A 12,082-nucleotide genomic window follows, 5' to 3' on the forward strand; every position below is an offset into this window, starting at 1 on the left:
CGAAGAAGATGAGTGACAACAGCCTGCGTCTGGTGTGGATCTACCCGGACCTGCTGAGCACCTACGGCGACCAGGGCAACGCGCTCGTCGTGGAGCGCCGGGCCCGTCAGCGCGGCCTCGACGTGGCCCGCCTCGACGTGCGCAGCGACCAGCCGATCCCGACCTCCGGCGACATCTATCTGATCGGCGGCGGCGAGGACCGGCCGCAGCGGCTCGCCGCGGAGCGCCTGCGCCGCGACGGCGGTCTGCACCGCGCGGTCGGCAACGGCGCGATCGTCTTCTCGGTCTGCGCCGGCTACCAGATCCTCGGCCACGAGTTCGTCAACGACCTCGGCCAGCGCGAGCCGGGTCTCGGCCTGCTCGACGTGGTCTCGGTGCGCGGGGAGGGCGAGCGGTGCGTCGGCGATGTCCTCGCGGACATCGACCCGCGCCTGGGCCTGCCCCAGCTGACCGGCTTCGAGAACCACCAGGGTGTGACCCACCTCGGCCCTACCGCCCGCCCGTTCGCGAACGTGCGGCTCGGCAAGGGCAACGGCACGGGCGACGGCACCGAGGGCGCGTACAACGACACGGTCTTCGGCACGTACATGCACGGCCCTGTCCTCGCCCGCAACCCGCAGATCGCCGACCTGCTGCTGAAGCTGGCGCTCGACGTGAACGCGCTGCCGCCGATCGACGACCGGTGGTACGAGGCGCTGCGCAACGAGCGCATCGCGGCTGCGGAGCAGCCTGCGTGAACACAGTTGCGCAGCAGCCTGCGTGAACACAGCCGGACAGCAGCCTGCCGGACCGGCTGGAGGCCCGCGCGGCCCGCTCGAGAAACGGTTCCGCAGGGCGCCGGCGGGAGCCCGTCTGACAATGCCTCCGCTCACGTGTGCGGGCGCGTCCAGCAGGCGGACGCACGATGCGGACCCGCCCCCTGCCGCCGGTAGGGTGGCGGGGTCCAGCCGGACAGCGTGGTCCGGTCTCCGGCCCACGTTGAGAAGGTATTTCGGGCTATGCGCATTGGTGTCCTCACGTCCGGCGGCGACTGCCCCGGCCTGAACGCCGTCATCCGGTCCGTCGTGCACCGTGCCGTCGTCGACCACGGCGACGAGGTCATCGGCTTCCGGGACGGCTGGAAGGGCCTCCTGGAGTGCGACTACCTCAAGCTCGACCTCGACGCGGTGAGCGGCATCCTGGCTCGCGGCGGCACCATGCTCGGCTCCTCCCGGGTCCAGCCGGCACATCTGCGTGACGGCGTGGAGCGGGCCAAGGGCCATGTCGCGGAACTGGGCCTCGACGCGATCATCCCGATCGGCGGCGAGGGCACCCTCAAGGCGGCCCGGCTGCTGAGCGACAGCGGGCTGCCCATCGTCGGCGTTCCGAAGACCATCGACAACGACATCGCCGTCACGGACGTCACCTTCGGCTTCGACACGGCCGTCGGCGTCGCGACCGAGGCACTGGACCGGCTGAAGACCACCGCCGAGTCCCACCAGCGTGTCCTGATCGTGGAGGTCATGGGCCGCCACACCGGCTGGATCGCTCTGCACTCTGGCATGGCGGCCGGCGCCCACGCCATCGTCGTACCGGAACGCCCCTTCGACATCGAGGAGTTGGCCGCCAAGGTCGGCGAGCGCTTCGAGGCGGGCAAGCGGTTCGCCATCGTCGTGGCCGCCGAGGGCGCCAAGCCTCGCGCGGGCACGATGGAGTTCGACGAGGGCGGCAAGGACATCTACGGGCACGAGCGCTTCGCCGGGATCGCCCGGCAGCTCTCGCTGGAGCTGGAGGAGCGGCTCGGCAAGGAGGCCCGTCCGGTGATCCTCGGGCACGTGCAGCGCGGCGGCACGCCGACCGCGTACGACCGTGTCCTCGCGACGCGGTTCGGCTGGCACGCGGTGGAGGCGGTGCACCGTGGGGAGTTCGGCCGGATGACCGCCTTGCGCGGGACCGACATCGTCATGGTGTCGCTCGCCGAGGCCGTGGAGACCCTCAAGACGGTTCCCGACGAGCGGTACGCCGAAGCGGAGTGCGTGCTCTAGAGGTTCGGCGGGTTGCGGGTGCGTCCGGCTGATCGCGCCCGCGCGGCGGAGCCGCAGGCGGTCACAGCCCTGTCAGAGGCGCTGGTACCGACCCCGGTCACCACAGTGACGGGGGTCGGTCCTAGTCTGGTGCGGACAGACAGCACAACCCGTACGAATCAGGAGCCGGCCGATGGATCACAGCGGGCACGGCATGACCATGGATCTGCCGCCGTTCACGCTGGGGCGGGGGCTCGAATGGTCCACGGACCCGTTCTTCCTCGTCGCCTGCCTGGTGGGGCTCGGCCTGTACGGCTGGGGGGTCGTGCGGCTCAAGCGGCGCGGCGACAAGTGGTCGTGGGGCCGAACCGCCGCCTTCGTCGTCGGTGTGCTGACCGTGATGTTCGTGATGTGCACCAAGCTGAACGACTACGGCATGGTCATGTTCAGCGTGCACATGGTCCAGCACATGGTGATCAGCATGCTGTCGCCGATCCTGATCCTGCTCGGGGCGCCGATCACACTGGCGCTGCGCGCGCTGCCGGTCGCGGCGAAGCGGGGCAACAAGGGACCGCGTGAGCTGCTGCTGATGCTCCTGCACAGCCGGTACATGCGGATCATCACGCACCCCGCGTTCACCATCCCGCTGTTCATCGCGAGCCTGTACGCGTTGTACTTCTCGCCGATCTTCGACTTCCTGATGGGCTCCAAGGCGGGCCACATCGCGATGATGTGTCACTTCCTCGCGGTCGGCCTGGTCTTCTTCTGGCCGATCATGGGCGTTGACCCGGGCCCGCACCGCCGCGGCTATCTCCTGCGGATGCTGGAGCTGTTCGCGGGCATGCCGTTCCACGCGTTCTTCGGCATCGCACTGATGATGGCGTCCTCCCCGATGGTCGAGACGTACAAGAACCCCCCCGCCTCGCTCGGCATCGACGCGCTCGCCGACCAGAACGCGGCGGGCGGTATCGCCTGGGCGTTCAGCGAGATCCCCTCCGTCCTCGTACTGATCGCGCTACTGTTCCAGTGGTACGGCTCCGAGCAGCGGCAGGCCAAGCGCGCGGACCGGGCGGCGGACCGCGACGGCGACAAGGAACTCGAGGCGTACAACGCCTATCTGGCCTCACTCAACGCACGCGGTCGCTGAATTAACTTTTCTCTTCGCGTTGCGTGAAAGCCGTTTCCATTCAGTAGCATGGAATGCGAAGCCCCAGCGTCCGGTCTTCCGGTGCGCGGGGTCCACGGGGGAAACCGCAGGGGGAGCGGTCATGACATTTCGTGCATCCATGCAAAGGGCTGGGATATCGGCAGCCCGCAGGATCGCTCTACTGCTGGTTTCCGTGCTGATAGTCAGCGGGTGCAGCAAATCCGATCAATTGTTCGTCGTGCGTGCCGTGGCCGCGGGAATTTCGCAGGCCAATCCCTTCTTCAAGGAGGACGGCAAGCTCGGCAGGGACACCCACGTCCCCGAGGCACGACCGGCCGGCGGGGTACAGGCCAGCAACAGTCCGGGGCTGTACGGGGGCACACCGGGCGGCGGGAACGGCCCGGGCGGAGACGCGACGGGCGGGGACGGCACCGGCGGAGACGGGACGGGCGGCGGCACCGGCGGAGACGGGACGGGCGGCGGCGGGGACAACGGTTCGCCAGGACAGGATGATGGCGGTGGGGCCACCGGTGAGTTCGGCGGGTCGACCAAGCCGGGCACCTGCGTCGTGGCAAAGCTGAAGAAATTCCTCACCGCTCCCGAGAACTCCGCGAAGGCGCGGGAATGGGCGCGAGTCCTGCATATCGGCACCGCCGAGATCCCGCATTACATTGATCAACTCACACCTGTTGTGTTGCGCCACGACACTCTGGTGACGAATCACGAGTACAAGCACGGCAAGGCCGTCCCTTTCGACGCCTTGCTGCAGGCGGGAATCGCGATTCTGGTCGATAAGCAGGGGTTGCCCGCCGTGAAGTGCTCCTGCGGGAATCCGCTGCGTCCTTCCGAGGTGAACATCAAAAAGACCTCGGTGCAGTTCAAGGACGGAAACAAGAAGTGGTCCGGATATCAGCAGGACCACATCGTGATCGTCGAGACGCCGCCCGGGAACCCCGAGATCGACCGGCTGCAGCTCATCGACGTCAACGACCCCGATCGCGGGATCGCCCGCGAGCTGGGCGCCGACGGTGACGACACGTCCTTCGACCCGCACGCGGAACAGACCGTGCCGACCGTCACCGGCATGACGTTCGCCCAGGCGGCGCAGAACCTCACCGACGCAGGGCTGGCCCTGGCATACGGCGACGACTCCCTGCCGCCGGACGACGCCCAGGTCACTGCCTCAGAGCCTGTACAGGGCAGCACGCTGGAGTGGGGCGCCTCCGTGACGCTGTTCGTGCAGTCCGACGACGGCGGGCAGAGCACTCCGCAGGATTCTGGCGGCGTGACCACGGGTCCGGACGATTCGAGCACCGGACCCGACGAGTCCAGCACCGGACCGGGCGGGTCCAGCACCGGACCCGACGAGTCCAGCACCGTACCGGGCGGGTCCAGCACCGGACCGGATGAATCCGCTACCAGTCCCGGCGCGTCGAGCACCGGTCCGGGCGAGTCCAGCACCGGCCCCGGCACGACGCCATCGACGACGAACACGACACCGACGACCGGCGGCACGGACTCGCCACCCGTATCGGACACCACCGCGCCGAACACGCCGACGAGCGATGCGGCGACCCCCTCGGAATCGGTCTCGACCGCCCCGCCCCCCATCGAGTCGACGGACAGCGGCGCGCCGGGGGCGAGCGGATCCTCCTCGGTCGACCCCGGCCTCAGCGACTCCGCGACCGGTGCCCCCTCCTCCGCGACCGACGCGACCGACTCCGGTGGGCTCACCGGAGGCACGTCCTGATCCGCGTACGAACCAGCGCAGAACCCGGGGAGCAACCGGATGGCACCAGGATCACCGCAATCGGGAGTGGGCAGGATCATCGCCGGCCGGTATCGGCTGCTGGACCAGGTCGGCTCGGGTGGGATGGGCCATGTGTGGCTCGCCCACGACCAGCGGCTCGACTGCGATGTCGCACTCAAGGAGATCAGGTTCCGCACCATGCCGGGAGGCGGTGAGGAGCACGAGTCCCGCATCGCGCGCGCCCGCGCCGAGGCACGGCACGCGGCGGTGCTGCGCGGGCACCCGCACGTGGTGACCGTGCACGACGTCCTGGAGCACGAGGGCCTGCCGTGGATCGTGATGGAGTACGTGGCGGGCGCGGAGGATCTGCGCGCCCGGCTCGCCCGGCGCGGACCGCTGGCCCCCGCCGAGTGCGCCCGCATGGGCCTCGCGGTGCTGGACGCCCTGACCGCCGGGCACGAGCGCGGCATCATGCACCGGGACGTGAAACCCGCCAACATCCTGCTCGCTCCGGACCGCACGGGCACACCGGGCGCCCGGATCCTGCTCACCGACTACGGCATCTCCGTCCAGCCGGACTCCCCCGAGACCCGCTGGACCAGGACGTCCATCCTGGTGGGCACGGCCGGCTATCTGGCACCGGAGCGGGCCACGGGCGGACCGCCGACCGCGGCGGCCGACCTGTTCTCGCTGGGCTGCACCCTGTACTTCGGCGTGGAGGGCCACGGGCCGTTCGACCGCGACACCGATCTGGCCGCCATCACCGCCGTGGTCCTTGAGAAGCCGCCGCCACCCCGGCGGGCCGGGGCGCTGCGGTCGGTCGTCGAGGCACTCCTCGTCAAGGATCCCGCCCGGCGGATCTGCGCGGAGGACGTGGCGGCGGCGCTGGCCAGGATCATCACACCCGAGCCGCATCCACCGACTCGGGTCGACACGGGCTCGCAACCGCCCTGGGCAGGTCTCGTCGCCTCCGACGGGTTTTCGGGTCCCGGTGGCGGCGGGGTGGGAGACCAGGGCCTCGCCGCACCGGCCTCGTACACGCCCGCGGCCATGGGTCCCGGCGGCGCGGTGGGAGACCAAGGGCCAGCCGCACCGGCCGCGTACACGCCCACGGTCATGGGTCCCGGCGGCCCGGCCCGCGACCAGGGCTTCGCCGCACCGGCCGCGTACGCCCCCACCGCCCAGGCGCCGGGTGCGTACACCCCGACCGCACCGGGACCGGGCGCGTACATTCCGCCGGGCCAGGGGTTCGGCCCGCCCTGGGCCGGGGCGCCGCCCTCTCCCGCGCCAGGGCCCGGAGGCCGACGTCGGCGCAAGCGCCCGCGCGCCCTGCAAGCCGTGGCGGCGGTGCTCCTCGCGCTCGGGCTGACGGCCGGCGGCCTCTGGTACGCGATGGCGCACAAGGCCGAGCTGCCGTACGGCGCCGAGGTGGGACTGTCCGAACCGCTCCACGAGGCCGACTGCGTCCTCGGCGATCCCGCCCCCTGGAAGGCGACGGGTGTCCCGCGTCTGACGCTGGATCCGAGTTGCAAGGCCCTGCGCCCCGACGGGCAGGTGATGGCGCTGTACAAGGCCCCCTCATTCGAGGTCGCGCAACGCCAGGGCGAGAACCAGTGCTTGGAGCGGACGAAGAAGACCGCGGGCAGGCTCGCCTGGAACGTGCGCAGCATGGCCGTCGTCCCCACCCGCGAGGGCTTCGCCGCCACCGGGGGCACCGTCGCGTGCCTGCTGGTCGGGAAGGACGGCCCGGTGTACGGCCCCCTGGGCGACCTCCGCCCCTTCGGGATGACCTTCACGGACGCCACCCAGATACAGCGGGGGGACTGCCTCGGTCACGTCGACGGCGACGCACGGGTCAAGGAGCACTACGAGCTGGTCGCCTGCGACAAGGAGCACGTCGGGCGCGTCGTCGACATCACGCATCTCACGAGCTACGCGCCGGATCAGGATCCCTTGGAACAGGCGAACGCACAGTGCGAGAAAGACGCCCCACCCGAGAAGCACCACTACAGCCGTACCACCTACTGGAGTCACGGCCTGCGCAGCATGGGAATCTGGTCGAAGGGCACGTACCTGGTGGTCTGCAGCATCGAGCGCCTGGACAAAACCCTCATGCACGCGGACCCGTAGGCCGCCCGGCCCTGGCGAACCACCTCCCTCCGGGTGAAAATGGGCCCAAGGCCGCGGCCCGCGTCGCGGACCCGCCTGGAGGAGGGTGTCGCGATGCCCGGTTCGACGAAGGCGATGGGCGTGATCACCGTGAGTGGGCTGGTCGTGGTGACGGCCTACACGGTGGCGCTCGGCAGCAACGGCTGGTTGTGGTTCGGCTGGGTGGTCCTCGGCCTGATCACGCTGGGGATGGTGGCCTCGCGCAGTACGTGAGGGTCACTCCCGGGGCAGCCGTCCCGCCGAGTGCACGCCCGGCTGGTACTTGGGCAGCCGGGCGGTGATCTTCATGCCGGCCCCCACCGCCGTCTCGATGACGAGGCCGTGGTCGTCCCCGTACACCTGGCGCAGGCGTTCGTCGACGTTGGACAGCCCGATGCCGCCGGAGGGGCTGACCTCTCCGGCCAGGATGCGGCGCAGCCGGTCGGGGTCCATTCCGGCGCCGTTGTCCTCGATGACGACCAGCGCCTCGGCGCCCGCGTCCTGAGCCGTGATGCTGATGTGGCTCTTGTCGGTCTTGCCCTCCAGGCCGTGCTTGACGGCGTTCTCGACGAGGGGCTGGAGACAGAGGAAGGGCAGCGCGACCGGCAGCACCTCGGGCGCGATCTGCAGGGTGACCGACAGACGCTCCCCGAAGCGGGCTCTGACCAGGGCCAAGTAGTGGTCGATGGCGTGCAGTTCGTCGGCGAGCGTGGTGAAGTCGCCGTGTCGGCGGAACGAGTAGCGGGTGAAGTCGGCGAATTCCAGAAGCAGTTCGCGGGCGCGCTCGGGATCGGTGCGGACGAACGAGGCGATCACCGCGAGCGAGTTGAAGATGAAGTGCGGTGATATCTGGGCGCGGAGTGCCTTGATCTCGGCCTCGATCAGCCGAGTACGGGACTGGTCGAGGTCGGCGAGTTCCAGTTGCACGGAGACCCAGCGGGCGACCTCGCCGGCGGCCCGTACGAGGACGGCGGACTCACGGGGCGCGCAGGCGACGAGCGCCCCGTGCACCCGTTCGTCGACGGTGAGCGGCGCGACGACGGCCCAGCGCAGCGGACAGTCGGGTTCCTCGCACGTCAGCCGGAAGGCCTCGCCACGGCCGGTCTCCAACGATCCGCCGAGCCGCTCCATGATCTCGGCGCGGTGGTGCTCCCCCACGCCGTCCCAGGCGAGGACCGTCTCCTGATCGGTGAGGCAGAGCGCGTCCGTGCCGAGCAGCGTGCGCAGCCGTCGCGCGGACCTGCCCGCCGTCTCCCCGGTGAGGCCCGCCCGCAGCGGGGGCGCGGCGAGCGAAGCGGTGTGCAGGGTCTCGAAGGTGGCGTGCTCGACGGGGGTGCCGAGCCCGCCGAGGCTCTCGGGCCGCGCGGTGTGCCTGCCGAGCCAGAACCCGGCGGCGAGCAACGGCAGTACGGCGACACAGAGCCCGGCGAGGAATCCGCTCATGTCTCGGCCTCGTTCGCGAAGCCCCTCACGCCCCGGCCTCCTTGGCGCTCACCGCGGTGCGCACCTGAGCGCCGGCCAGTTCCTCAGGCAGGTGGAACCGGGCCAGAATCGCCGCCGTCCCGGCCGGCACCCGTCCCGGCGTGGCCAGTGACACGAGCATCATCGTCACGAATCCGAGCGGCACCGACCACAGAGCGGGCCAGGCCAGGAGTGCGTGCAGGGAACCTGTGCCCGGATAACCCGCCATGGTCGCGCCGACCGCGACCAGCGCGGAGCCGCCGCCGATGAGCATCCCGGTGGCCGCGCCCGGCGGGGTCAGCCGCCGCCACCAGATGCCGAGCACCAGCAGGGGGCAGAAGGAGGAGGCGGAGACGGCGAACGCGAGCCCCACCGCATCGGCCACCGGCAGCCCGCCCACCAGCACGCTCGCCCCGAGCGGCACGGCCATCGCGATCACGGTGCCGAGCCGGAAGTGCCGTACCCCACGCGTGGGCAGCACGTCCTGCGTGAGCACGCCCGCCACCGCCATGGTGAGTCCGGACGCGGTCGACAGGAACGCCGCGAAGGCGCCGCCCGCCACCAGTGCGCCCAGGAGGTCCGCGCCGACGCCGCCGATCATCCGGTCGGGCAGCAGCAGCACCGCGGCGTCCGCGTCCCCGGTGAGGGTGAGCTCGGGGGCGTACAGCCGACCCAACGCCCCGTAGACGGGCGGGAGAAGGTAGAAGGCGCCGATCAGACCGAGCACGGCGACCGTGGTGCGGCGGGCGGCGACGCCGTGCGGGCTGGTGTAGAAGCGGACGACCACGTGCGGCAGTCCCATCGTGCCGAGGAAGGTGGCGAGGATCAGTCCGTACGTGGCGTACAGCGGGCGTTCCTCGCGCCCGGCAGCCAGCGAGGTCGACATGCCGCCGTTGCTGCCGCGGTCGGCCACCGGGACCGGGTCGCCCTTGGTGAAGGTGAGCCGGGCGCCGCGCTCGATGTGGTGGACGCCCGCGGGGAGTTCGACGCGCTCGCCTTCGTACCGCCGTCCGTCGACGCCGCCCGTGGCCGTGACGCCCAGCGGCCTGGAGAGCTTCAGGTCGAGGGTGTCGTCGACGCGTACGACACGCTGTTCGCGGAAGGTCGCCGGTTCGTCGAAGGCGTCGCGGGGTCCGCCGTGGGCCTGCCAGGCGAGGACCAGGAAGAGCGCGGGGACCAGCAGGGCGGTGAGCTTGAGCCAGTACTGGAACGCCTGCACGAAGGTGATGCTGCGCATGCCGCCCGCGGCGACGGTGGCGACCACGACGACGGCGACGAGCACTCCGCCGAACCAGTCGGGCGCGTCGGTCAGCACGGCCAGCGTCAGCCCCGCGCCTCGCAGTTGGGGCAGCAGATACAGCCAGCCGACGCCGACGACGAAGGCACCGGCCAGCCGTCGCACCGCCCCCGAGCCGAGCCGTGCCTCGGCGAAGTCCGGCAGGGTGTACGCGCCCGAGCGGCGCAGCGGGGCCGCGACGAACAGCAGCAGCACCAGGTAGCCCGCCGTGTAGCCGACGGGGTACCAGAGCATGTCCGGGCCCTGGACCAGCACGAGGCCGGCGATGCCCAGGAAGGAGGCGGCCGAGAGATACTCACCGCTGATCGCGGCCGCGTTGAGCCGGGGGCCCACGGTGCGCGAGGCGACGTAGAAGTCGGAGGTGGTCCGGGAGATGCGCAGGCCGAAGGCGCCGACCAGGACGGTCGCGACGACGACGAGGGCGACCGCGGGGACGGCGTAACTCTGGTTCACGGCTCAGCGGTCCTCGACCAGGCGCACGAAGTCCTTCTCGTTGCGCTCCGCCCGGCGTACGTACCAGCGGGCGAGCAGCACCAGCGGCGGGTACACGCAGAATCCGAGTACGGCCCACTCCAGACTCGCGCCGTCAGGCATCGCGGCGAAGACGAGGGGAAGCGGGCCGACGAGCAGCACCAGGACGGCGAACACCACGAGGGCGACCCGGAGTTGACTGCGCATCAGAGAACGGACGTAGGTGTGGCCGAGTGTGGTCTGTTCGTCGATCTCGGTCCTGGGACGGTAGTAGCCGGACGTCCGGCGGGTGTGCCGGGGCACGCCGGTGACGACCACGCGGCGCTCGGTCGGGTCCTGCGGCACGCGGCCCTCCTCAGCTCGTGGTCCGGCGCAGCAGCAGGTCGCGCAGTTCGCGCGCGTGCCGACGGCTGACCTGGAGTTCGACGGAGTCGACGAGGACGCTCACGGTACCCGCGTCCAGCCTGAGCTCGCCGATGTGGCGCAGCGCGACGAGGTGGCGCCGGTGGATGCGGACGAAGCCGCGGGAGCGCCAGCGCTCTTCGAGGGTGGACAGCGGGATGCGCACGAGATGACTGCCCTGGGCGGTGTGCAGGCGGGCGTAGTCGCCGTGCGCCTCGACGTGGGTGATGTCCTCGACGGCCACGAAGCGCGTCACGCCGCCTAGTTCGACGGATATGTGGTCGGGGTCGGGCTCGTGCACGGGAATCAGCGGTGCGGTGTCCCTGAGTTGGACGGCTCGCCGAACGGCTTCGGCGAGCCGCTCCCGGCGGACGGGCTTGAGGACGTAGTCGACGGCCTTGAGATCGAAGGCCTGCACGGCGAAGCCCTCGTGGGCGGTGACGAACACGACGAGCGGCGGTTGGGCGAAGCCTGTGAGCAGCCGGGCGAGGTCGAGCCCGTCCAGCCCCGGCATGTGGATGTCGAGGAAGACGACGTCGATCGCCTCGGGTCCGCCGGGTCCGGATTCCAGCGCCCGGTTGATCCGGCGCAACGCCTCGGTCGCGTCGCTCGCCCCCTCGGCGTTGCTGACGCGTGGATCGGCGTTCAGCAGATAGAGGAGTTCCTCGAGGGACGGTTGTTCGTCGTCGACGGCGAGCGCGCGCAGCATGAGAGTGGAGTGTAAGAGCGATTCGTACGACTGGACATGTGCGGGGCGTGGACGTTGCCGCTGGATGCGGCATCGATGCTGCGCCGGACGGGGCCTGGGCGGCGCGCTGGATACAGTGCCGCCATGAACAGCAAGCCCGCGATGTTCGACGACCTCGACCGCAAGATCATTACGGCCCTGATGGCCAATGCCAGGACGAGCTTCGCGGAGATCGGCGCGGCGATCGGACTGTCCGCCACCGCAGTCAAGCGCCGCGTCGACCGGCTGCGTGAGACCGGCGTGATCACCGGGTTCACGGCCACGGTGAAGCCGGCCGCACTGGGCTGGCGCACGGAGGCGTACGTGGAGGTCTACTGCGAGGGCGCGGCCCCGCCCCGACGGCTCGCGGAGGTCGTGCGCAACCATCCGGAGATCACCGCGGCGATGACGGTGACCGGGGGCGCGGACGCGCTGCTGCATGTGCGCGCCACGGACGTGGAGCACTTCGAGGAGGTGCTGGAGCGCATCCGTGCCGAACCCTTCATCCGGAAGACGATCAGCTACCTGGTGCTGTCCCACCTGCTGCCGGAGGCCCCGGAGGCGGGCGCGACCCACGCCGCACCGGATGACGCAGCAACCGTGCGCTGAACCCCACGTTTGCGCAGCAAAGCTGCGCACACGCGCAGCTCTCGTCGCTTGTCGCCCGTATCCCCCG

11 protein-coding genes are annotated in these 12,082 nt (G+C 70.7%); 7 read left to right on the forward strand and 4 right to left on the reverse strand.

What is annotated here, in order from left to right; all coding sequences use genetic code 11:
- The first annotated feature begins 8 nt into the window (after positions 1-8).
- The 6 genes from OG390_RS07795 to OG390_RS07820 all read left to right on the forward strand — a co-directional run bounded on the left by OG390_RS07795 (position 9) and on the right by OG390_RS07820 (position 7,282).
- Positions 9-737: a type 1 glutamine amidotransferase gene (locus OG390_RS07795; RefSeq protein WP_406166147.1), complete on the forward strand. Its 729-nt coding sequence runs from the start codon at positions 9-11 to the stop codon at positions 735-737.
- 261 nt (positions 738-998) lie between these two features.
- Positions 999-2,024: a 6-phosphofructokinase gene (locus OG390_RS07800; RefSeq protein WP_399085660.1), complete on the forward strand. Its 1,026-nt coding sequence runs from the start codon at positions 999-1,001 to the stop codon at positions 2,022-2,024.
- A gap of 172 nt (positions 2,025-2,196) precedes the next feature.
- Positions 2,197-3,150, forward strand: coding sequence for a cytochrome c oxidase assembly protein (locus tag OG390_RS07805; protein WP_406166149.1), 954 nt, complete (start codon positions 2,197-2,199; stop codon positions 3,148-3,150).
- 19 nt (positions 3,151-3,169) lie between these two features.
- The gene (locus OG390_RS07810) at positions 3,170-4,900 is read left to right on the forward strand and encodes a DUF6777 domain-containing protein (RefSeq protein WP_406166151.1); all 1,731 of its coding nucleotides are present in this window, start codon (positions 3,170-3,172) and stop codon (positions 4,898-4,900) included.
- 39 nt (positions 4,901-4,939) lie between these two features.
- A complete protein-coding gene (locus OG390_RS07815; protein ID WP_406166153.1) occupies positions 4,940-7,030 on the forward strand; it encodes a protein kinase domain-containing protein in 2,091 nt (696 codons plus the stop codon).
- Positions 7,031-7,123: 93 nt separating this feature from the next.
- Complete coding sequence (locus OG390_RS07820; protein WP_406166155.1) at positions 7,124-7,282, forward strand: hypothetical protein; 159 nt, start codon at positions 7,124-7,126, stop codon at positions 7,280-7,282.
- A 3-nt stretch (positions 7,283-7,285) separates the two neighbouring features.
- Here OG390_RS07820 and OG390_RS07825 read toward each other — a convergent pair whose 3' ends face one another.
- The 4 genes from OG390_RS07825 to OG390_RS07840 are packed head-to-tail and all read right to left on the reverse strand — an operon-like array spanning position 7,286 to position 11,388.
- Positions 7,286-8,491: a histidine kinase gene (locus OG390_RS07825; protein ID WP_406166157.1), complete on the reverse strand. Its 1,206-nt coding sequence runs from the start codon at positions 8,489-8,491 to the stop codon at positions 7,286-7,288.
- Positions 8,492-8,516: 25 nt separating this feature from the next.
- Positions 8,517-10,259 (reverse strand): cation acetate symporter, encoded by a 1,743-nt coding sequence (locus OG390_RS07830; RefSeq protein ID WP_406166159.1) that lies wholly within the window; start codon positions 10,257-10,259, stop codon positions 8,517-8,519.
- Positions 10,260-10,262: 3 nt separating this feature from the next.
- Entirely contained in the window at positions 10,263-10,622 is a 360-nt protein-coding gene (locus OG390_RS07835) for a hypothetical protein (protein ID WP_369244920.1), read from the reverse strand.
- A gap of 10 nt (positions 10,623-10,632) precedes the next feature.
- Positions 10,633-11,388, reverse strand: a complete 756-nt coding sequence (locus tag OG390_RS07840) for a LytR/AlgR family response regulator transcription factor (protein ID WP_406166161.1) — start codon at positions 11,386-11,388, stop codon at positions 10,633-10,635.
- A gap of 123 nt (positions 11,389-11,511) precedes the next feature.
- Here OG390_RS07840 and OG390_RS07845 point away from each other — a divergent pair, with 123 nt between their 5' ends.
- Entirely contained in the window at positions 11,512-12,015 is a 504-nt protein-coding gene (locus OG390_RS07845; protein WP_406166163.1) for an Lrp/AsnC family transcriptional regulator, read from the forward strand.
- Positions 12,016-12,082 lie beyond the last annotated feature (67 nt).

The sequence above is a fragment of the Streptomyces sp. NBC_00996 genome (assembly GCF_045162675.1).
Classification (GTDB): domain Bacteria; phylum Actinomycetota; class Actinomycetes; order Streptomycetales; family Streptomycetaceae; genus Streptomyces.